Origin of the sequence: Exiguobacterium sp. s138, assembly GCF_018618775.1 — a bacterium.
Classification (GTDB): domain Bacteria; phylum Bacillota; class Bacilli; order Exiguobacteriales; family Exiguobacteriaceae; genus Exiguobacterium_A; species Exiguobacterium_A artemiae.
Genome location: NZ_JACSMW010000001.1, coordinates 52796 through 74784, shown reverse-complemented (window position 1 = coordinate 74784; position 21989 = coordinate 52796). Strand labels below are relative to the sequence as shown.

18 protein-coding genes are annotated in these 21989 nt (G+C 46.4%); 2 read left to right on the top strand and 16 right to left on the bottom strand.

Annotation, left to right across the window (positions count from 1 at the left end):
* Positions 1-27: 27 nt before the first annotated feature.
* Together addA and addB are read right to left on the bottom strand one after the other, a co-directional pair.
* The gene (addA, locus tag KNP91_RS00430) at positions 28-3576 is read right to left on the bottom strand and encodes a helicase-exonuclease AddAB subunit AddA (RefSeq protein ID WP_214848143.1); all 3549 of its coding nucleotides are present in this window, start codon (positions 3574-3576) and stop codon (positions 28-30) included.
* Positions 3573-7004 (bottom strand): helicase-exonuclease AddAB subunit AddB, encoded by a 3432-nt coding sequence (gene addB, locus KNP91_RS00425; protein WP_214848140.1) that lies wholly within the window; start codon positions 7002-7004, stop codon positions 3573-3575. The genes addA and addB overlap by 4 nt, the downstream gene beginning before the upstream one ends.
* A gap of 339 nt (positions 7005-7343) precedes the next feature.
* On the opposite strand from addB, the gene KNP91_RS00420 reads away from it, so the two are divergent.
* Positions 7344-7724: a truncated hemoglobin gene (locus KNP91_RS00420; protein ID WP_214765627.1), complete on the top strand. Its 381-nt coding sequence runs from the start codon at positions 7344-7346 to the stop codon at positions 7722-7724.
* 59 nt (positions 7725-7783) lie between these two features.
* Positions 7784-8125, top strand: a complete 342-nt coding sequence (locus KNP91_RS00415) for a hypothetical protein (RefSeq protein ID WP_012369632.1) — start codon at positions 7784-7786, stop codon at positions 8123-8125.
* Between the two features lie 100 nt (positions 8126-8225).
* On the opposite strand, the gene KNP91_RS00410 is transcribed toward KNP91_RS00415, so the two are convergent.
* The 14 genes from KNP91_RS00410 to KNP91_RS00345 all read right to left on the bottom strand — a co-directional run bounded on the left by KNP91_RS00410 (position 8226) and on the right by KNP91_RS00345 (position 21829).
* Positions 8226-8636 carry a hypothetical protein gene (locus tag KNP91_RS00410; RefSeq protein WP_214765630.1) on the bottom strand — a complete coding sequence of 137 codons (411 nt, stop codon included), beginning with the start codon at positions 8634-8636 and terminating at the stop codon, positions 8226-8228.
* Between the two features lie 103 nt (positions 8637-8739).
* Complete coding sequence (locus KNP91_RS00405; RefSeq protein ID WP_012369630.1) at positions 8740-9225, bottom strand: competence protein ComK; 486 nt, start codon at positions 9223-9225, stop codon at positions 8740-8742.
* A 119-nt stretch (positions 9226-9344) separates the two neighbouring features.
* Positions 9345-10718, bottom strand: coding sequence for a sensor histidine kinase (locus KNP91_RS00400; RefSeq protein ID WP_214765633.1), 1374 nt, complete (start codon positions 10716-10718; stop codon positions 9345-9347).
* On the bottom strand, positions 10715-11380 hold the full coding sequence (locus tag KNP91_RS00395) for a response regulator transcription factor (RefSeq protein ID WP_012369628.1): 666 nt from the start codon (positions 11378-11380) through the stop codon (positions 10715-10717). Before KNP91_RS00395 ends, KNP91_RS00400 begins: the two co-directional genes overlap by 4 nt.
* Positions 11381-11505: 125 nt before the next feature.
* Positions 11506-11661 carry a hypothetical protein gene (locus tag KNP91_RS00390; RefSeq protein ID WP_167315838.1) on the bottom strand — a complete coding sequence of 52 codons (156 nt, stop codon included), beginning with the start codon at positions 11659-11661 and terminating at the stop codon, positions 11506-11508.
* Between the two features lie 97 nt (positions 11662-11758).
* Complete coding sequence (locus KNP91_RS00385) at positions 11759-12193, bottom strand: methylglyoxal synthase (protein WP_214848137.1); 435 nt, start codon at positions 12191-12193, stop codon at positions 11759-11761.
* A 75-nt stretch (positions 12194-12268) separates the two neighbouring features.
* Positions 12269-13813, bottom strand: coding sequence for a fatty acid--CoA ligase family protein (locus KNP91_RS00380; RefSeq protein WP_214765731.1), 1545 nt, complete (start codon positions 13811-13813; stop codon positions 12269-12271).
* Positions 13814-13938: 125 nt separating this feature from the next.
* Positions 13939-14826: an SDR family oxidoreductase gene (locus KNP91_RS00375; RefSeq protein ID WP_012369624.1), complete on the bottom strand. Its 888-nt coding sequence runs from the start codon at positions 14824-14826 to the stop codon at positions 13939-13941.
* A gap of 51 nt (positions 14827-14877) precedes the next feature.
* Complete coding sequence (gene lplA / locus KNP91_RS00370; RefSeq protein ID WP_012369623.1) at positions 14878-15867, bottom strand: lipoate--protein ligase; 990 nt, start codon at positions 15865-15867, stop codon at positions 14878-14880.
* A 30-nt stretch (positions 15868-15897) separates the two neighbouring features.
* Positions 15898-16581 carry a DsbA family oxidoreductase gene (locus KNP91_RS00365; RefSeq protein WP_214848134.1) on the bottom strand — a complete coding sequence of 228 codons (684 nt, stop codon included), beginning with the start codon at positions 16579-16581 and terminating at the stop codon, positions 15898-15900.
* Positions 16582-16935: 354 nt separating this feature from the next.
* A complete protein-coding gene (locus KNP91_RS00360) occupies positions 16936-18591 on the bottom strand; it encodes a glycerol-3-phosphate dehydrogenase/oxidase (protein WP_214848131.1) in 1656 nt (551 codons plus the stop codon).
* A gap of 134 nt (positions 18592-18725) precedes the next feature.
* The gene (glpK, locus tag KNP91_RS00355) at positions 18726-20216 is read right to left on the bottom strand and encodes a glycerol kinase GlpK (protein WP_214765641.1); all 1491 of its coding nucleotides are present in this window, start codon (positions 20214-20216) and stop codon (positions 18726-18728) included.
* A gap of 34 nt (positions 20217-20250) precedes the next feature.
* The gene (locus tag KNP91_RS00350; protein WP_214848127.1) at positions 20251-21075 is read right to left on the bottom strand and encodes an MIP/aquaporin family protein; all 825 of its coding nucleotides are present in this window, start codon (positions 21073-21075) and stop codon (positions 20251-20253) included.
* Positions 21076-21265: 190 nt separating this feature from the next.
* Complete coding sequence (locus KNP91_RS00345) at positions 21266-21829, bottom strand: glycerol-3-phosphate responsive antiterminator (RefSeq protein WP_214765647.1); 564 nt, start codon at positions 21827-21829, stop codon at positions 21266-21268.
* Positions 21830-21989: the final 160 nt, after the last annotated feature.

The following is a 21989-nucleotide window of genomic DNA, read 5'->3' as shown; positions in this document are numbered from 1 at the left end:
AGAATCGATTCTTCAGACGAAAGATCATCAGTAAATTTCAATCACTTCATGAAGAGCAAACGCATAAATCAGTTTCCGGCTGATCCGGATGTGCAGGATGGCTTCCAGTGCCTCTTGATATAAATTTAACTGGGTCGCATAACGTGTCCGCAACACTTCAGCTTGATTTTGATTGTCGGTCGTTTCAAAGACCTGGTCCGATTTATAATCCAGCAGAATATATGTGTCTCCGTCTCGAATCAGGCAGTCGACAATCCCTTGCATGACGGCTTGGTCACTCGGACCGTGCCAATCGGACCGGAATCTGGCGGAATCAATCTTATAGGTGAAGGGGAGTTCCCGGTAAACTTCCCCTGCCAGAAGACGTTGCTCAAATAACTGTCCGGTATCAGAGGCAAGGAACGTCGTTAGTTCAGGAATAGCTTCCCGCATTGTCTGTGCCTCGAGACTCGAAATACGTTCCGCCTGTTCCCAGTCGAGAATCTGTTCCTCAAATGGACGACCGGATTCGTAAAGCTGCATGGCTAAATGCAGAACCGTTCCACGTTCTGCCCCGGTCAATACGGGACCTAAAAATTGCGGAGTCCGGTAATACGTCGACTGGCGATGCGTCGATTCGAAGGCCGCCCGTTCTAATTGTTCTGTCCGCTTCAACTCTGTCACAGTTTGTTTCGCCGCAGTGTCCGTTGCGACCTGATACGGATACTGATACGCAAAAGCCGCTTCAATTTGAGTATTCAGCGTCTCGTCACCGGCATGATCAATTTTTTCAAGAACACGGACGTGTTCCAGTTGTTCGACCATCTTCGTCAGTTCTTGATACGGGGCAATCTCATCGAGCGCGATGACCCGAAATGACCAGCGCGGTTCCTCTTCGCTCAACAGGAAATTGCGCAGGACGGCTGGTGCCACCCAGTCCGCATATGCCTTGGCATTCCGCCGATCCATTTCCGGCAACAACAGTTCATCGAGCGGCTGATCCTGCCATTTGATCAATTGATCTTCCAGACCTTTAATCGCTCCGACAAGAATCAGCTTTTCCTTCGCCCGTGTCATTGCGACGTAGAGAACACGCATCTCTTCCGCCTTCATTTCCCGGTCCATTTCCCGGCGGATGACTTCTTTGAGAAGCGTACCGGAACGCAGTCGTTTGACAGGATCAATGGCATCAAGGGCAATACCATACGTCTTGTGGAGCTGGATTGCCTGAATTTGATCTTGTTTATTAAACTGCTTGCCTAACTGGCTGACAATCGTTACCGGGAACTCCAGTCCTTTCGATTGATGGATCGTCATGATCCGGACGACATCTTCGTCCTCACCTAACGACCGGGCTTCCGAAAAATCTTCCCCGCGTTCGACTAAACGATGAATCAGACGCAAGAAACGGTATAATCCCCGATAACCGGACGCTTCGTACTGATGGGCGCGTTCATACAAAGCATTTAAATTCGCCTGTCGGCTCCGTCCGCCGTTCAGACAACCGACGTATTCGAAGTAGCCAGTCTGATCAAACAAGGAACGGATCAGACTTGCGAGCGACTTTCCGCGTGCTTCCGTCCGCCAGTGGTGCAGTTGATTAAGCGCTTCATCGACACGCAAACCGAGCGGTGTCTGTTCTTTCGCCACAAGTATAGCGGCTTCGTAAAACGACCCGTCTTTTGATTTAGCACGAATTCGACCTAGATCCCGATCCGTCAAACCGAAAATCGGTGACCGCAAGACACTCGCGAACGGGATGTCTTGCAACGGATTATCGATTGTCTTGAGCAGCGACATCATGATTTGAATCTCAGTTGCTTGGAAATAGCCGCCCGTTGTATCCGCATAAACCGGCAGTTCGTATTGTTCAAAAACGTCGACGAGTGCCTGAACCCGTTTTCCCCTCGATCGGACGAGGACGACGATATCACGGTATTCGCACTTCCGGAATCGTTTTTGTTTCGCATCAAAGACGAGATACGGATTCTCATCGTTTACCATCTCGATGATCCGTGTCGCTATGACTTGCGCTTCGAGTTCCTCTTTGTTTGTATCGGTCTGATCGACTAACAGTAGTTCGGGATCAACTTGAGTCGAATCAACATACCCAAGATTCCCTAACCGCAAGTAAGCCGCTTCATCATAATCAATTTCTCCGACGGCTTCGTCCATGACTTGACGGAAAATATGATTGGTTCCATCCAAGACTTCCAAACGGCTCCGGAAATTTTTCGTCAAATCAATGCGTGTCCCGACTTCGGTTTGTTGGAATCGCTTAAACTTATTCAAAAATAATCCCGGTTCGGCATGACGGAATTTATAAATCGATTGTTTGACGTCGCCAACCATAAACAGATTCCCGGTGGCTTCATCTGATTTGGAGACAAGTCGCAGGATTCGTTCCTGTACTTCGTTTGTATCCTGATACTCATCGACTAACACTTCGATGAAACGTTCTTGAAGAAGACGGGCGACATCCGTCGGCTCGCCGTTTTCTTCCAAGATGGCTAATGCAAAATGTTCAAGATCAGAAAAATCTACGATTCCCCGCTGTTGCTTCGCTTCGAGATAAGCTGCCGAGAAACTGCGGACAAGCGTAACAATCATCTCGACATGTCCCAATTGCGAACGTAAATCTTCCAGATAATCGACCCCGTCTTTCTCAACAAACAGATCCCGCATTTTTTTGAGGTCACTGACAAGACGCGTCCGCTCTGTCTGGAATTTTTTCATTTCCTCGTCTCCACGGATTCCTTTCCAACGGCCGAACTCGACAGCTTGAAAAGCCAGCGCAACGGTGGTCCAACGATCCTGTTCCGGATTAATCCGCCGGACCGGGGTGACATCCTGCACTAACAGATCTGCCATCTCGTCGTATCCGGACTGCCGCAGGCGATACGATAATTCCATATACCGATTAATGACCGGGCCGACCCGTTCCCATTCCAGTTCAAATAATCGTGTCAACAGACTGGATTCATCCGGGTCAATCGGTTGATCGTATTGAGCAATCAAATGGTCATAAAATGCATCCGGATCCGGAAGTGATCGAGAAAAACGGTATAAATTCGAAATAAGTGTCAACATCGCCTGATCGTCCCGATCCGACGTATAGCTATCGATCAGTTCATAAAATGCCGGATCTGCCGAAGCATAGAAGCTCTCAAACACTTCCTCCAACACGTCATCCTGCAACAACAACTCTGCTTCCTCGGCAATTCGAAACGCCGGATCAAGACCAATCCGGTAATAGTTTTCTCGTAAAATCGATAAACAAAAAGAATGAATGGTCGTAATTTGAGCACGATTCATCATTTGCCGTTGTTTCTTTAAATAAAGATCATCCGGGGACACTTTGATTTTCGCTTCGATGGCTTCGATGACACGCGTCTTCATCTCTTTTGCTGCCGCGTTCGTAAACGTCGCGACCAGAATTCGGTCCGCTGTCAATGGATCCTCCTGATTGATGACACGTTGCGTCAACCGTTCCACTAATACTGCTGTTTTTCCGGAACCGGCGGCGGCGGATACTAAAATATGCCCGCCTCTCGCATCGATTGCCCGTTGCTGTTCATCCGTCCACTGCACACTCATTCCGTCTCCTCCTTCAACCGTTCCAAGACTTCTTTTTCCGACAACGGATTTAATTGCCGGTAGTCGTTTCCGAGAGATTGATCAAACTGGCAGACGGAACGATACTCGCAGAATGTACAAGGCGTCCGCTCCTGGTAATCAAACGGATCAATCGCAATGTCTCCTGCATACATTGATTGACTGCTCGTCTTCAACTCATCCCAGGCATGATCCATTAATGCCGTCAATTCTTCCTCTTTGACGACACCTTTCGTATGTGACTTATGAAGACCGGTTTTGGTGAATGTTACTTTGACGAGCGGCGATTTTTTACGTTCATCGTACGCAATCTGATCCATCGCCCGTAATACTTCATCATTTTCAACGATAACCCCTTGCATTTGGTACGACTCGAGCAATAATTGGTTCCGTTCGATTTCGTCCGCCGACAAATCTCCGCGCATCATCGGATTTTTGACGTGGAAGTACAAGGCCCCAGCCGGTTTAGCCTGCTGATTAAATAGCACTTCCGACTGTTCAACGACCGTTTTTAGATATAACAACATTTGAATTGCCAACCCATAATAGATTTCGGCAAAATCCAGCTCTTTGGCGCTCGATTTATAATCGACGACCCGGACGTATAATTGATCGCCGATCGTCGCCTGATCGACACGGTCAATCCGGCCTGTAAATTCAATTTCGGTGCCGTCCGGTAAGGTAAATCGAAGCGGCGGGAACATGGCGTTCCCAAAACTGATTTCAAACAAATCAGGTTCGAACTCGGAACGTTCCGCCTGTTTAACAAGCATTTTGGCTGTCTGCTCGACGACATCCGTTAATTTTTTCTTGATGTAACCAAAACGGTTCGAACTCATCAAAATCGCATTTTGAATTTCCGGCGTCACTTTCTCGACAGCTTCTTTCGCGAGATTGCTGCACGATTGGTCATCCAGTTCACGCCAACGTTTCCCCGAGGCTTTGATGTTCATCGATAAATCATTGAGGGCTCCGTGGAACAGGTTGCCGATGTCCGGTGCTTCGAATTTATATAATTTCCGTTCTTTTAACCGTAGTCCATACCGGGCAAAATGTTTATAGGAACAGGCATTGTAGGTCTCAAAGCGGGAGACGCTGGCTTTAATCGTGTCACCGTACAGATTGCGTGCCAGATCCTCTGGCAACGGTTCTGCCTGGTTTTGATAAAACAAGGCATTGGAGAACAGGGCCATCCGTTCGCGGCCCCGTCCGTTTTCTAGCAACCGATTATACACATCAAACCAGGACGGTTGAATCGGATAACGACGTTGCAGCCGTCTCAACTCGATTGCCGCTGCCGCTGCCGCCCGTTCCGGACTCGTCACGAACTGAAGCTGATCATCCGGCGCATGATCCCCTGCTTCTGCAAAGTATGTTTTTACCGGACGATCCTGCAGCAGTTGATGTTTGATCTGCTTAACGATTGATGCCGGCTGAAGCGCCTTTCCGTCCTCATCCACAAGTGCATAACTGATATGCAAAGATTCACTTGGTGCCGTCACCCCTTGATAGAGGTAATACAATTCGTCGTCAAATACATCCAAGGATGCTTTGCCTACCGGAATGCCCTGATCATGCAGGAAGTCATGATCGCCTTCTGACAATAGTTTAGACTGGTCTTCCACAAGTGGAATCAATCCGTCATTGGCACCGAGTAAAAAGACCACTTTGACCTGTTGTAAACGCCCCCGGACGTAATCCGTTGCAATCACTTGATCGAGCGAAGGGGGAACTAGTGAGAAGCGGAGACTTTCAAGCCCGGTCTCGACCATTTGGACAAACAGTTCCGTTGTCAACGTAGCTTCAGGTGCCGCAGCTTCCAGCTGTTCAAAGAGATGCAGTACCGCTTCATACACTTGATCATGTTCACGTGCCTGACTGAGTTCGTTGACTTCAAGCGCTTGTTGCTTCCACACCGTCAACCGGTCGGTCATATGATGTTCTTCCAGGAAACGGTACAAAGCGCGTGTATATTCACTCATGGTCTTAGAGGCCTTGAATCGCTTTTCAAGCGGTTCGATCGCCTCGACCAGAAATTGACGCCATTCGTTCAGCTCGAGTTCCTCTTGTAATTCAGCATCCGTCAAACTGATTTCATCGGCTAAACGGCGCTTCAGTTGCCATGGTTTTTTCCACATCGAACCCTTGATTCCGCGCTCCAGCACAAACGTTTCCAGGCGATCAAGTGCTAACCGCGGATCTTCTGCCGGAAGTGGAATCAGTTCTGTTTTCAGCAGACGAAAAACAGATTCTTCCCGGTAACCCGTCATCACGATTTCGAGGACGGCATGGACTAATTCGACGATCGGGTGATGCACCATCGATTCCCGTTGATCCAAAAAGTACGGAATATCATACAGTTGAAAAGCGCGTTCCAAGTGATCGGCGTATGGCTCCAGGTGACGGACAAGAAAAGCGATATCCTTGAAACGATATCCGTCATGACGCACGAGTTGAATGGCTTTTCTGACGGCGGCTTCCGTCTCGACTTGACGATTGACGGCAGCAGAAACCGTCACTCCCGTCACCTCTTCATCCGTTGGCGGGTAGCCGGGCGACAGAAGTGCTTGTTCGAGCATCCGCAAGCCTGTGCTCTGAAATTTAACGGTCTGTCCATAATAAATGTCTTCATGCGCAATCTGCCGCTCTTTCATCTGTTCAATCAACTGCATGTAACAGCGTTGTGAAACTCCAAACTCAGACTGTTTCGTATAAACGTCTTCGACATCGAGTGTAAAACTCAGGTGCATATCTTTCGTCAATTCCATCAATCGGAGCAAAACTTGCTGTTCCTGTAACGAAAATTCATAAAAACCGTCCACGAATACAGAAACATCGCTTAAATCAGCTTTTGGTAACAGCTCGATCAAGGTCGTAAAATAATCGTCAGCATGAAGGGCCTTATCTGAGATTCGTTCAGTAAAACGTTCATAAATCAGGGCTAAATCATTTAATTTCGGTGAGCGTTCCGGTGACGCTCCACTGATTTGACGTAGCATATCCGGATTTACTAAAGAACGTTTAAACGAGGCAATCAATTCGTCTAATCCTTTGTAAAAGCCGGGCATATTTTTCGTCCGTTTAAAGATTTTCAACTCTTCTTCCGCCTCTTCAACAACTTGGCGTAATAGTAGTTGTGTCCCCGTTTCATCTAAAAACGGAATCACCTGGTTTCCGTAATCCCGGATCATGTGGAAGGCAAACCGGCGTAAACTCATGACTTCCATCCGGACAAGACCGGACAGCCGGGGATCCGTCGCAATACGCCGTTCCATCTCAAAGGACATCTGATCCGGTACGATGAAATAGATGGATGGACCAAGCGGTTGCTCAGCTAACTGGTCAATTACCTGTTCAATTAATGTTGTGGTCTTGCCTGTACCGGCACGACCTAAATGCATGTAATTCATTGTGTCAGATCAGCGGACACCTGTGGTTGTAACATCAGGTGGGCCGACCTTCACCTCCTTTAAATAATATCGGGGAGCTTTATGCCGCTTTTGTCCTCTCATATGAAATGAGTGCTGAAAATAACAGACCGGACCTCTCCTCCTAGACGTTATCATATGTATCATTATCTCATAAATACGAACAAACGTCCGTTTTAAATCAAGATTACATTTTTTCTTTTTGTGCTCTTTCTATTCAGTTTAAATCATTTATCAAGTGGTTCGTGTGGAGTTGCAAAAAGCGGGTAAAGACTGAGATAATGGTTGTCTTCATCAGACTGAAAAGAAAGAGGGACAGACATGCTTTATGAAGACCTTGGTCAAAAACAAGCAATCGAACAACTCGTCGCACGTTTTTATGAGCGTGTCTATACAGATCATCTTCTTCGTCCTTTATTCCCCTCCGACCGCCGGCACGTTGAACAGGCTCAAACACGATTCTTGATTCAACTGACAGGTGGTCCGAAACAATATGATGCGTATGATGAACGAATGAATCTTGCCATGATTCATCGTCTTTTGCCCATCAAAGAAGTGCATGCCATCCGGTGGATTGAACTGATGACGATGACCATCGAAGAGACCATTTCTGATTCAGAAGCCGCGACACGTTTAATCGAACGCTTACGAATCGGTGCCTTCAATGTTCTGCGGATTTGTGATGCTCATCAGAACGGATAAGGGATTTTTCTTTCTCATCGGTACATTTCAAGGTAAAATAAAAATTGGAGGCGATAACCATGACTGAAGAACAAGATAAAAAGAGTGAATTAGTAAAAAGCGCACTCGAACAGGCTGAAGCAGCCAAAGCGACAGAAGAACCGGTCGAAGAAGAAAAGTCAGACGAACAAAAACGCTTAGAACACATTCGGGCACTCGTGACGCTCGAACGTGGATCTGATTATTACCGGGTTGTCTTCTACGACGATCATAAACATTTAATTTTCAAAGAACTGGATTATGACCGGGTTGAGTTTGTCGGCCGATTCTACAATGACAGTTTCGATCCGACAAACCAAACAGAACTGGAAGAAATCTCTGAGAAGGCGCTTGCGACATCGATTCGCAAACGTTTCTTGTAAGACCTGCAGTCTTCTTCATATAAAAGCCGTGCCACCCTCATGTATTCATGGGGAGAGCACGGCTTTTGCTGTAGGCAGACAATACGTCGTCTGCTTGAGATTATAGTTGTTCTTTTGTATTTCGTTTTTTACGGCGCATGACATAAGCGAGCACTCCGCCGGCAACGGCCAGTCCTGTTGCTGCTAAAACAGGTAAAAGAACTTTTTTCGACGTTAATTTTTGTTTTACTTGCTCCAAACGAGATTCCGTCACTTCTTTTTGGGCAACCGAAGCACGACGATTGATTGTCATGTGTTTTGCAGCATCTGTTACGACGATTCGTTTCGTCACCCAGCGTCGATTTCCTGACTCGTCGACGACAAGCTGACGGGCACGTTTAATGCCTTTGATGCGTTTCCCCGGTGTATTTTCCGGTCGGACAATACGTGAACTGATGAAGCGACGTCCACCGTTTACACCAAATCCGGGTTGTAATTTTCGTCGGTTTAACCATTCATATGATTCATTCATTGTGCAGCGGTCTTTCGACCGCTTCACCTCCCTTTAATTCTCTCTCTCGCACCTTACTGTTTATTCGCTGTGTTAAGTAGTGATTCCTGTTAGAATGTTCCACTTATCGTGCTTTATTAAACGTCATCGGTCGTTCTTCCTGAAATCTCCGTTGCATTTCATACGCTAGTTCCAACGTTTTGATCCGTTGTCGTTCGATACTGTAGGCTGAGGCATCGGTATCGATTCGTTGTCCTGTTTGAAACTCCACTTGAACAGTATTCCCCTTTTTTTGAACAGTCTTCATCTGTTTAAAATTGATCCAAATACATTCCGCCTTCTCTTTTGCGGTCGTCGGGAAGAAAATCGTTTGCGCCTTCCAATCAATCAAAACCGGTGTCTTTCGATTCGGTCCCAGGATATGTCGAGCCGCTTCGATTCTTCCACGCATCGATGAACCAAAATATAAACAGGATTCTTCAATCAACTTAATCGGATGGCCTTCTAATACGACTTCCGACTGTTCTTGAATAAGTAAGGTTTGCGGTTCCCCGTATGGGCCATATTTCGGTACGAGGGCCAATGTTTCTTCTGTAATTTTATGTCGCATCCTGATTTCTCCCTTCTTGTATTAGTATCGTTATATCAAATTCCACATGACTTCGTTTGGACATTCTCATTATTTCCCAAAATAAAAAACGAGATATGACTATCTCGTTTTTTAAGATCTTATTTTTTTCCGGATGATTCTTCCTGAAAATGTCGTGGAAAATTAAATTTCACACAAACTTTATTTTGTTCATTTCCCGTAATGAGATTTTCAATCGTCACTTCTCCTTCATGCCGTTCGACAATCCGTTTGACGATATATAATCCAAGGCCAAACTTGCCTTCTTTTCCACGTGAAAATTGATGGAACAGCGGAGAAGACGCCTCTAACGGCGGACCGTCATTCAGAATTTCGACAGTGGCCGTCTGCCGGGTGCCGGAAAGGCGAATTTCAATGGTGGACTCCGCATAACGAATCGCATTATCCAGCACATTTTCCAGTGCTACACGCAATTGTTCCCCTTCCCCTAACACGATGCCCGCTTCCCCGGTGATCTTCCACGTTAACGCTTTTGTCCCGACAAACCGCTTTTGAAGCAAGTGAACCATCCGGTCCAGGTCGACATGGTCCCATGTTGAACGATCCAGTTCAAAGTAATCCAGTTTCGTTACATACAACAAGGCCGCGACTTTTTTCTCCAAGCGTTCCGCTTCCTCTTCGATGACGGAAACAGAACCTGTCAAATCACCGTCCGGATAAATTCCGTCCGAAATCGACTGGGCGTAACTGCGAATGACCATGATTGGTGTTTTCAAATCATGTGAGATATTTTGGAGCAGGGATTTTTGCGCTTTATCCTGTTTTTCCAAATCCATTCGCATCGCGTCGACTGAACGGGCCAATCGTCCAATTTCATCCCCGCGATCAAGAGGAAGAGGCGTATCCCACTTCTGTGCCGCTATCTTGCCGACTGCCCGCTCAATCTCGATTAAAGGATGGGTCAACCGTCTGGCAAGCCAAAAGGCGATGAACAAGGTCAGGATGCTGACAATCGCGACCACCCAACCGATTTTCGAAAATAACTGGGTGATCAGTTCCTGGCGATACGCATCCCAGACGTACGAAACACGGTAATAGGTCTCACCTTTAATCTCCATCTTTAAGATGCTGTAGTAGACATCCTCTTTATCCAGACGGGTCGTATATTTTTGCATTTCTTTTTCCTGGTCAATCGCATCACGATACATTTGATTGACCAGCTGTTGCGGTGCCCCGCCATAATACAACTTTCCATTTTTCGATAACAATAAGACATTGACAGAGCGTGATTCCTGTTTCCGTCGATCGAATTCGATCGGATTGTCTTGTAACATCTCGATGACAGAGGCATCTTCCGAGAAAAAGACTTCACTGTTTTCTAACGTCGCATAAACTTGCTCATCAATGAAATTACCAATCGATGAGCGCATGACGATTAATATGACAATGGAGAGTGTTGCAATGACGAGCAGGAACATCGCCCAGATTTGAAAACCCAGACTGCGGTTTTTCATGCAGCCACCAGACGGTATCCAATCCCGTAAATGGTTTCAAGTTCCAATTTGGAAAGTTTTTTTCGGACCCGTCGGACAAGGTCATCGACGACACGATCCGATCCAAAGTAATCGTCTCCCCAGACGCTCACTAAAATTTGTTCCCGCGACATCGGTGTTCCGATTTGCGTAGCAAACAGAATCAATAAATCATATTCTTTTGAGGTCAAATCAATTTCCTGACCATTTTCTTCGATGATTCGTTTTTCCGGATAAATCGTGTAGTCTCCATACCGGATGAGACCAGTTTTAGGAGTCGCATATGCCCGTGCTAAAATTTTCTTTACACGAATGACGAGTTCACGCGGCAAAAACGGTTTTGCGATGTAATCGTCCGACCCCATCTCTAGTCCGATGATTTTATCGATGTCTTCATCCCGGGCCGAGATAAAGATGACCGGTGTCGTCTCGTCGTGGGCTTTAATCCGTTTGATCAACTGGAACCCGTCAAGGTCCGGTAACATGATATCAAGGATCCATAAATCAGGTTTTTCAATGATGGCGGATGCTGCCGCTTCCCCGGACGTAAACGATTTTACTTGCCAGCCTTCCTGTTCCAAATACTTGACCAAGACGCGGTTCAAGTTCACTTCATCGTCAACTAAATAAATCGTATGCATCATCATCACTCCTGCTTAAGTTCTTTTTTTCAGTGTAACAAAGGATTTCCGCAGAATTATGGGAGAATCTAAAATTATACAAAAAAACGCTCTTTTCTAAAGAAAAGAGCGGCGTACGTTAGACTTAATTATTTTACAAGGCGCAACGATGGATATGTCGCACGTTCTACCTGTGTTTTTGTATTTGCTGATACATGACGACGTTCCGTTTTCACGATGTGTGTCAGGAACGTGACACCGCCACCAAGCAAGACGGTCACACCAGTCATTAAAATAATCTCCATTGTTTTCGCCACCCTTTTCTATCGCAATTGATAATCAGTATCATCCTCAAGATGACTATATCATGCTTGATAGAAAATGAGAAGCATTCTCAGAGAATTAATCGGTTAAAAATTTCCGCTGTTCTTCTTCATGACGTTTCCGAATGATTTCCCGCCATTGAAACTCTCCCTGTTCCAATCCGTTTATCAAAATTTCGGCGGTTCCGACATTTGTCGCAAGCGGCAAATCGTAAACATCACATAACCGGATCAACGCCGATACGTCCGGTTCATGGGGTTGGGCCGTCAGCGGGTCCCGCAAAAAAATGATGATATCAATTTCTCCACGGGCAACCATCGCCCCGATTTCCTGATCGCCGCCGAGCGGTCCCGACTTACAGCGGTGGACCGTCAATGCGGTCGCCTCCATGATCCGTTGCCCTGTCGTACCCGTGGCATATAAGGTGTTTTTGGCAAAGTAGGCTTCATATGCCCGTGTAAACATCATCATCTCGTCTTTTTTCTCATCGTGTGCAATTAAGGCAATATTCATTTGCTCTCCCCCTCTTTACCTATATGCACACAAAAAGAACTTCAGAAACCTGAAGTTCTTTTTTCTACAGTAGATTTACGAATTGGTCGGTTGTTTTTTCAAAACTGTCCGTAAAATCTTACCGGTCGTATTTCGCGGCAGTTGATCAATGAATTCAATCCGCGTTGGACATTTATACTTGGCAAGTGAAACGGCACAGAAGTCCATGATTTCCGATTCGGTCAATGGTTCGCGTACGACAACAAACGCTTTGACTGCTTCTCCCATTTCTTCGTCCGGTACACCGATGACGGCTGCTTCGACGACTTTCGGATGCTGGTACAATACTTCCTCGACTTCACGCGGATAGACGTTATAACCGCCGACGATGATCATATCTTTTTTCCGGTCGACGATATAGAAGTAACCATCCTCGTCCTGTCTCGCCAAGTCACCGGTATAGAGCCAGCCTTCTTTTAACGTCGCTTGTGTTTCTTCCGGCATTTTGTAATAACCCGTCATGATGTTTGGTCCACGGACAATCAGTTCACCGACTTGTCCGACCGGAACTTCCTGCCCGAGTTCGTCCACAACTTTATTTTCAACATTCACGATTGAAGGACCGATTGAACCCGGCTTTTGCACGCCGTCGAGCGGATTAAAACAGGTGACGGGAGAAGCTTCTGACAGACCATATCCTTCAAGGATATGACAGTTAAAGGTTTCGTCAAAGGCTTGCAATAACGGAACCGGCAGACTTGCTCCACCCGATACGAATAAGCGGATGGATTCAAATGCACTCGTATATTCCGGATGCGCCTTAACCGTCTGCAACAGGAAATTATACATGGTCGGTACACCGGCAAAAATCGTCACCTGTTCCTTTTTCGCCAGTTCAAATGTCTCCTGAGGTGAAAAACGTGAAGCGATGATAATGGCTGCGCCGTGTGCAAGCGATGCATTGACGACGACCGTCAGACAAAAAACATGGAACATCGGTAATACAGCGAGTGTCCGATCCTGTTCCGAAACATTTAAGTACTCGCCGATGGAACGGGCATTCGAAGTCAGGTTCCGATGTGATAACATCGCTCCTTTTGGTTTCCCTGTCGTCCCGCTCGTATAAAGAATGACGGCTGTCTCATCCATTTCATACGTTACTTCCTCGGTCGGATGTTCAATCTCCAACCAACGTTCAAGCGTTGTAAATTGAACAGTTCCAAGCTGTTCTTCCGGACCGACTTGACCGTTAAACGGAACGGACACGACGACGGCAAGATGCGGTAAATGAATCAATCGCTCTTTTGCCGCTTCGACAAGCGGTGCAATTCCGAGAATCCCTTTGACATCCCCGTTCATCAGAATATAACCGAGCTCATCCGGTGTATACGTTGGATTGATCGGTATCGCAATTGCCCCTTGCTTCATCACGGCATAATATCCGATCAAAAAAGTCGGACTGTTTCCAAGGATTAGAGCAACGTGATCTCCTTTTCGAATTCCATGTGATTCGAGTGCTCCGGCTGCCCGGTGAAACTTCTCAACAAATTCACGATAACTGACTGCGACATCTTCAAATACGTAGGCGATGCTGTCCGGACGTTGCCGAGCCGTTTCTTCCACCGAATGAATCAATCCCATCATAACTAGCTTCCCCCTTCGAATGAATAACCGTTCATTTTTAGCGTAAAAAAAATCCATACATGACGTGTCCGCCTGTATGGATAGTGTAGCATTTTATGGAAACGTTTTCACGTTCTTTCTTTTTAACCGTTGACGATGACGCCGCCGTTTAGATGCAAGACTTGACCCGTCATATAACTCGAATCGTTACAAGCCAAGAAGACGTAAGCAGAAGCCATTTCTGCCGGTTGTCCGGGGCGATCCATCGGCGTGTTTTTACCAAACGTTTTGACCGATTCATCCGGGAACGTATCTGTGATCAATGGTGTCCAGATTGGACCTGGGGCCACTGCATTGACGCGGATTCCCTGTTTCGCCAGGTTCATCGACAGACTGCGTGTGAAGCTGACGATGGCTCCTTTCGTCGACGAATAATCAATTAAGAGGGAGTTTCCTTCATATGCTGTCGAAGACGTCGTATTGATGATAGCTGAGCCGAGCGTCAAGTGAGGCAAGGCTGCCCGTGCTAGACGCATCATTCCGAAAATATTTGTTTTGAATGTTTTTTCCATCGATTCATCTGTGATGTCGAGCAACGAATCTTCCGGTTTTTGCATACTCGCATTGTTGACGACAATATCAAGACGACCAAAACGGTCGATGGTTTTTTTGACAAGTTCTTCACAATAGGCACCGTCTCCGATGTCTCCTTGAGACAGCAACACTTCTCCACCGAGCTCTTCAAGACGGGCTTTTGTTTCCTCCGCGCCTTCCTGATCGCCGTAGAATGCAATGACGATTTTAGCACCTTCCAATGTATAGGCGATTGAGATCGCACGTCCGATTCCTGAATTACCACCCGTTACGATCGCGACTTTTCCTTTTAATTTCCCGGCAGCGCGGTAATCATCCCGTTCATAATACGGCAACGGCTGTTGATCTTCCGTTTTTGGCAGACCTTCCGAAACTTTTTCAAAGTTGATGAAGTCGTTTAATGTACCCTCTAAAAAGTTATCTTTGTTGTAGCCCATGAAAAAAGCTCCCCCTATGCAAGTTGATAGAGAGAGTTTTCCCAAAAAAGCTTATGCTAAAACGTCAAGCACTTCGTCCAGCTCAACAGCTCCGAAATATTTCTTCAATTCGTACTGACTCAGGACTTCACGTAATGAAGAGCGGTCATACCGTTTTCCTTCCAACGCCCGAGCAATTTCCGAAGCATCCTCGACTCCGAAGAAGTCGCCGTAAATTTTCGCTTCTTCGATGATTCCCTTTTTCACATTCAGGCGGAAATCAATCGTTCCGATCGGGAAACGTTTTTTATGAATCACATCAAACTTCGGTGATTTACCGAAATTCCAATCCCAGTTTCCGTACCGTTCAGCGGAAATCGCATGGACTTTTGCCCAGTCTTCATCGGTTAAGACGTACCGCTCCATCTCTTTTCCTTCATAAATCGATTCCAGGAGATGCTCGACGAATTGATCCATCGTCAACGGTTCCGTCAAAAATTCAGAAATATTCGCGACCCGGCTCCGGACCGATTTAATCCCTTTGGAACGCATTTTTTCTTCACTGACGACCAAGGCATTGACGACTTCCTCGATGTTGGAATCAAGCATCAGTGTTCCGTGGCTGAACATCCGGCCTTTAGTCGTAAATTGGGCGTTCCCGCTGATTTTCCGGGTTCCGACATGGATATCATTGCGACCTGACAACTCTGCTTCGACTCCGAGTTTGTGTAAGGCTTGCACAACCGGTTCCGTGAACTTTTTATAGTTGTTAAATGAATCACCGTCATCTTTCGTCAGGAAGCTGAAGTTTAAGTTCCCGTGATCATGATAAACGGCACCGCCACCGGACAAACGACGAACGACATGAATTCCGTTTTCCTCAATGTATTTCAAGTTGACTTCTTCACTCGTGTTTTGATTTTTACCGACGATGATCGATGGACCGTTAATATAAAACAGGAAATAATCTTCTTCGTTGACGTTCAGATTATTTAGGATGAAGTCCTCGACAGCAAGATTGATCCGTGCATCGTGAATATCGGGATGGAAAATGAATTTCATAAGTTTCTTGTACTCCTTTAGCAATCAAATTTAGTTACAGCCGTCGACTCCACACGCGTCACCTTCAGCTACGATTTCCACTTTTTGTTCTTGCTGGATCCGTTCCAGCACTTGACTGAATGCTTCAACAGGTTGTGCGCCTGAAATGGCATATTTCCGGTCAAATACGAAAAATGGCACACCCGTCACACCAAGTTCACGGGCCATTTCTTCTTCTTGACGTACTTCATCGGAAGACTCCTCTGATGCGAGAAAAGCTTCCACAGTTGCAGGATCCAGTCCGACAGCAGTCGCGATTCTTGTCAAAATCGAGTCATCATTTAAGTTCTCACCGTTCATGAAATAGGCTTGGAATAATTCTTCTGATACCTCTCCCATTTTATCATGCTTTTTCGCAAGTTGGGTCAGGCGGTGAGCTTTAAATGTGTTGGCAGGAACAACACGGTCCATCTCATAAAACAGACCATCCGTTTTCGCGGCATCCACGACGCCTTGCGACATTGATCGGGCTTGATCGACGGATGTCCCGTACTTGGATGCCAGGATGTCGTACAATCCCATTGTCGGTGTTTCCGGTGCTGACGGATCGAGTTCAAAACTTTTAAATTCCACCTCGACATTTGTCGCTCCATTCTCCTGAATGGCTTTTTCCAAACGTTTTTTACCGATATAACAAAACGGGCAGGCATAATCTGACCAGACTTCAACTTTCATTTCGTTCCATCTCCTTCATACTAGTTATCATGTACATTTAGCATAATCGTCCGGACAGTTGCTTGCAATGAATCTGATTCCAGACGACAGCAAAAAGGGGCTGACTCAAAAAAGAAACACTCATTCTTTTACGCCTTTTCCTCAGGCGAGACACAAGCCAGTATTTCTGCCTCGTTCAGGCAAAAACCCGGGTCTTGTTTGTCTCTGAAAGCGCAAAATTGCGCTTTTCCCTGTAGGAGTGGCGTGAAAAGAGTGTTTCTTTTTTAACGCAAAAAGGGTGGCAGATTCCAATTCTGCCACCCTTTTCTTTGTAGAATCTGACTTTTGAGTCAGCCCCTTTTGTCGAACCAAGATTTATTCTGTGACGAGTGCGTGCGCCGCATCTTCGATTTCAATCTCGAGTTCTTTTGTATACTCTGCTGTTTGTGCAGCTGTCCAGTTCAAGTGACGAGCCATCTCTTTGATGACGGCTTCTTTGTGCTGACGTGCCCATGCAATATCAAAGAAGACTGCGCCGGTCCGACGGATGAAGAAGTCAATTGGACGGGCTACCATCTCGTGATTGATACCGTAATGGAGTTGTGCGTAAACATCACGCGGTAATTCTGTTTCCGCCGCATCATACTCTGCCGCATATTCCAAAACAACCGGTACGTTTGAACCGTAGCGTTTCGCAAGGAACAAGACTTCTTCCGACGTTAATCCGTTTGCCGGTGCTTGTGATTTCAAGAACTTCGCATATCCGGCTGCTCCTCCGACATGACCGCCTGAAATCGGCATGTTTTTTGTTGCACAACGGGCATACGCGACATTTTCTTCTTTTTTGAGAAGTTTTGCGACGAGATCGACGACATGCTCGCCCATTTTACGGTAGCCGGTCAGTTTTCCGCCGGCGATTGTAATTAAACCGGATTCAGACTGCCAAACTTCGTCTTTCCGTGAAATTTCAGATGGATCTTTGCCTTGTTCGTAAATCAACGGACGAACACCGGCCCAGCTCGATTCCACATCTTCTGCTGTCACTTTGACATTAGGGAACATATAATGAATCGCGTCTAAGACATAATTCTGGTCTTCGACTGTAAACTTCGGATGCGATGTATCTTTGTCGAAGAACGTATCCGTTGTTCCGACGTATGCTTTTCCGTCACGCGGAATTGCGAAGATCATCCGACCGTCCGGTGTATCAAAGTAAACAGCTTGTTTTAACGGGAATTTTGACTGATCGATGACGACGTGAACCCCTTTTGTCAAACGGAGTTGCTTTCCGACTTTTGAACCGTCTTTTTCACGCAATTCATCGACCCAAGGACCGGTTGCATTAACGACTTTTTTCGCACGAATTTCATGAACGTCCCCTGTCGCGAGATCCGTCACGCGCATCCCGACGACTTTTCCGTTTTCATACAGAATTTCTTCCGCTTTCGTGTAGTTGATGACACGTGCTCCGTGCGCAACGGCTTCTTTCATGACTTCAATCGTCAAACGGGCATCATCTGTTCGATACTCGACGTAATAACCGCCGCCTTTTAGACCGTCCTGTTTCACGAGCGGCTCTTTTGCCAATGTTTCTTTCGCTGACAACATCGAACGCCATTCCGAACGTTTGACACCTGCTAAGAAATCATACACCCGTAATCCGATTGACGTACTGAACGGTCCGAATGTACCGCCTTTGTGCATCGGTAACAACATCCATTCCGGTGTCGTGACATGTGGTCCGTTCTCATACACGATCGCCCGTTCTTTACCGACTTCAGCGACCATTTGAATTTCAAATTGTTTTAAATAACGTAAACCACCATGCACCAATTTCGTTGAACGGCTTGACGTTCCGGCTGCAAAGTCTTGCATTTCAACGAGTCCAATCTTCATGCCACGTGACGCGGCATCAAGAGCGATTCCTGCTCCCGTGATTCCTCCACCTACGACAAGTAGATCAAGTTCTTCACGCGTTAATCGATTGTAGACCTCTGCACGGTTTTTGCTTGAAAATGGTTGGTTTGCCATGAATAGTTCCTCCTGTTTTGGGTTCGAAAAAAAAGAGACCACAACAAACAGACTGACGGTGTCAACTGTTGCTGTGGTCTCTCCATATTCTCCGACCGGTTTATTAACTTGTCTTGACTATAACATATGTCACATCATTTAAACAACATTGCCGCTTGAACTGCTTTTTTCCATCCAGCGTAAAGATCTTCGCTTTCGGCTTCCGCCATGTTCATCTCAAAACGACGATCCATCTTCCAGTGTGCTGCGATCTGCTCTTGATTTTCAAAGAATCCGACGGCAAGACCTGCAAGGTACGCTGCTCCGAGAGCCGTCGTCTCATTAATTTCCGGACGTTCGACCGGTGCCTGGATGATATCACTCTGGAATTGCATGAGGAAATCATTTTTGACAGCACCACCGTCGACACGTAAAGCAGACATTTCGATTCCGGAATCCTGCTCCATCGCCGTAAGAACGTCACGCGTCTGATAAGCCAGTGATTCAAGTGTCGCCCGGATGAAGTGTTCTTTTTCCGTTCCGCGCGTCAGACCGAAGACTGCACCACGAACATCGCTGTCCCAGTAAGGTGTTCCGAGACCGACAAAAGCAGGCACGACGTAGACGCCGTCTGACGATGTCACACGTGTCGCGTAAGTTTCTGTTTCCTTCGCATCATTAATGAGACGAAGTCCGTCGCGTAACCATTGAATCGCTGAACCGGCGACAAAAATACTGCCTTCGAGCGCATACTGGACTTTACCGTCGATGCCCCATGCGATTGTCGTCAGAAGACCGTGTTCCGATGTCACGGCTTTATCACCTGTGTTCAGCAACATAAAGCATCCCGTTCCGTATGTGTTTTTCGCCATTCCTTTTTCGAAACAAGCTTGACCGAATAACGCAGCCTGTTGATCTCCGGCAGCTCCGGCAATCGGAACCGATTCACCGAAGAAGTGATAGCCAGCTGTATGGGCATAAACTTCAGAAGACGGACGGACTTCAGGAAGCATCGCTTTCGGAACATCGAGAAGCTGAAGTAATTCGTCATCCCATTTCAGTTCATGGATGTTATACATCAACGTCCGGCTGGCATTGGAATAATCCGTGACATGGGCTTTACCGCCTGACAACTTCCAAATCAGCCATGTATCAATTGTTCCAAACAACAGTTCACCACGTTCTGCCCGTTCCCGTGAACCTTCAACGTGATCCAAAATCCACTTGACCTTTGTTCCAGAGAAATAGGCATCAATCAATAAACCTGTTTTTGCCCGGAATAATTCGGCATGACCGGCACTACGCAACTCGTCACAAATCTCAGCTGTTTGTCTCGATTGCCAGACAACTGCATTATGAATCGGCTTTCCTGTCTCTTTTTCCCAGACGACCGCTGTTTCCCGTTGGTTCGTGATTCCGATCCCGGCGATTTGGGTCGCTTTAACGTTAGCTTCCGTCAAACAGGTTGCCACAACAGCAAGGATACTTCCCCAAATTTCATTGGCATTGTGTTCAACCCAACCTGGTTTTGGAAAGTATTGCGTAAACTCACGTTGTGCGGAATGAACGATTTCTCCGGCACGGTTGAATAAAATCGCCCGTGTACTCGTTGTTCCTTGATCTAATGACAAAATGTAGTTCTCCATCTCTTCCCCATCCTTTGTATCTAGTAAGTTAAGCTTAAGCTGACTTCGACTTCACTGACGTTGATTTATTCGGACGAACACCGAATTTATAGCATAAACCTAATATGACGATTGTCACAAGTCCGACAATCACAAATGCCGGTGTATCTTTCCCAGAAAAGACGGATCGGTAAAACAATCCACCGAGACTTCCGCCAAGAACCGGACCAAGAACCGGAATCCAGGCGTAACCCCAGTTAGAAGAACCTTTTCCTGCAATCGGCAGGATAAAGTGTGCAATCCGCGGACCTAAATCACGTGCCGGATTCATGGCGTAGCCGGTCGTTCCTCCAAATGACATTCCGAGACCGACAATCAAGACACCGACAACCAATGGATTCAGACCGTCTGAAAACGTATTGGCTCCGATTGATAAAATCCCGATAACAAGTAAAAATGTCGCAATCAATTCACTCATGACATTGGCAAATGTATGGGGAATCGCAGGTGATGTCGCGAACACACCCAGTTTTGCCGCCGGATCTTTTGTTTCTGCCCAGTGTGGCAGGTAATGAACGAAGACAATACTTGCTCCGGCAATTCCGCCTAATATTTGTGCCACGATGTATCCCGGAACATCCGCCCAGGAAAATGATCCGTCAAAAGCAAGACCAAGTGTGACAGCCGGATTCAAGTGAGCGCCACTGAATTGACCGACTGCATAGGCAGAGAGCGCTACCGCAAATCCCCAGGCTAACGTAATGACAATCCAGCCGGCATCTTTTGCGTAGGATTTCGTTAATGTAACACCTGCTCCGACACCGTTCCCGAATGCGACGAGAAGCGCTGTCCCTAAAAATTCTGCTAGTACCGGTGACATATGATTTCCCCCTTTGTATGTGAAAAAAGCAACAAAAAAAAGAGATTCCCGCCTCGGCTTTTTGTATGTTCTCAAAAAGCGTGAAAGCGTGAATCTCCTGTTTCTCCGTCACTTCGTATCAACTTGTTTTCACTATAACAATCGATGAAAACGCTGTCAAACGATTTACGTGATCTTTGTCATAGCGTTTTCATTTGTTTGGTTCAAAGTATTTCCACAACTCTTTATTCGAGGTCGTAATACTAGAGGCTCCCGCTGCAATCGCCTGTTCCACTTCCTCAACGGTATCAATCAATCCACCGGCGAATACGAGTTTGCCGGTTTTCCGTTTCACCTCTTCGATGTATTTCGGCATCAATCCCGGTAATACTTCGATATAATCAGGCTGCGTCCGCTCCATCAGCTGATAACTTTTTTCGAGAGAGCTTGAGTCCAACAAGAACATTCGTTGCATCGTCTTGACCTTTTTTTGACGGGCTTTTACGATGACACTGGCTTTCGTCGAAATGACACCATACGGCTTTAATTCCTGGCAGACGTATTCGGTCGCATATTCATCATTTTTTAACCCTTGGACCAAATCCATGTGCAAAAACATTTTTTTGTCATACCGGTGTGCCAATTCATAGACGGCCTTTAAGCGCGAAACATGCATCTCAAGCAGTACACCGTATTCATAAGGACTTTTCAACATTTTTTCAAAGTCTTCTAACTTTCTGACAGACGGCAGAATTTTTTGACCAAAGTACGTCATATCGCGTCCCCATTTCTTTGATTTGTCCTTAGTATGTCGTCTCGGCAATGTTTTTCGCAATCCTCTTTTTATGAAAACAAATGAAAAGAACGATTAAATTAGGGTATAGCTTAACGATACTGATTTGAAATGGAGGTGAGAAGCATAGGGGAAAGTTTCT

Coding starts and splice junctions, on each gene's coding strand:
- KNP91_RS00410 (WP_214765630.1), bottom strand. CDS start 8,636: ATGAATGAATCATATGAATGGTTAAACCGACGAAAATTACAACCCGGA.
- KNP91_RS00365 (WP_214848134.1), bottom strand. CDS start 16,581: ATGAAAGTTGAAGTCTGGTCAGATTATGCCTGCCCGTTTTGTTATATC.
- KNP91_RS00350 (WP_214848127.1), bottom strand. CDS start 21,075: ATGTCACCGGTACTAGCAGAATTTTTAGGGACAGCGCTTCTCGTCGCA.
- KNP91_RS00405 (WP_012369630.1), bottom strand. CDS start 9,225: ATGCGACATAAAATTACAGAAGAAACATTGGCCCTCGTACCGAAATAT.
- glpK (WP_214765641.1), bottom strand. CDS start 20,216: ATGGAGAACTACATTTTGTCATTAGATCAAGGAACAACGAGTACACGG.
- KNP91_RS00420 (WP_214765627.1), top strand. CDS start 7,344: ATGCTTTATGAAGACCTTGGTCAAAAACAAGCAATCGAACAACTCGTC.
- KNP91_RS00375 (WP_012369624.1), bottom strand. CDS start 14,826: ATGGGCTACAACAAAGATAACTTTTTAGAGGGTACATTAAACGACTTC.
- addB (WP_214848140.1), bottom strand. CDS start 7,004: ATGAATTACATGCATTTAGGTCGTGCCGGTACAGGCAAGACCACAACA.
- KNP91_RS00380 (WP_214765731.1), bottom strand. CDS start 13,813: ATGGGATTGATTCATTCGGTGGAAGAAACGGCTCGGCAACGTCCGGAC.
- KNP91_RS00400 (WP_214765633.1), bottom strand. CDS start 10,718: ATGAAAAACCGCAGTCTGGGTTTTCAAATCTGGGCGATGTTCCTGCTC.
- KNP91_RS00390 (WP_167315838.1), bottom strand. CDS start 11,661: ATGGAGATTATTTTAATGACTGGTGTGACCGTCTTGCTTGGTGGCGGT.
- addA (WP_214848143.1), bottom strand. CDS start 3,576: ATGAGTGTGCAGTGGACGGATGAACAGCAACGGGCAATCGATGCGAGA.
- KNP91_RS00415 (WP_012369632.1), top strand. CDS start 7,784: ATGACTGAAGAACAAGATAAAAAGAGTGAATTAGTAAAAAGCGCACTC.
- KNP91_RS00385 (WP_214848137.1), bottom strand. CDS start 12,193: ATGAATATTGCCTTAATTGCACACGATGAGAAAAAAGACGAGATGATG.
- KNP91_RS00345 (WP_214765647.1), bottom strand. CDS start 21,829: ATGACGTACTTTGGTCAAAAAATTCTGCCGTCTGTCAGAAAGTTAGAA.
- lplA (WP_012369623.1), bottom strand. CDS start 15,867: ATGAAATTCATTTTCCATCCCGATATTCACGATGCACGGATCAATCTT.
- KNP91_RS00395 (WP_012369628.1), bottom strand. CDS start 11,380: ATGATGCATACGATTTATTTAGTTGACGATGAAGTGAACTTGAACCGC.
- KNP91_RS00360 (WP_214848131.1), bottom strand. CDS start 18,591: ATGGCAAACCAACCATTTTCAAGCAAAAACCGTGCAGAGGTCTACAAT.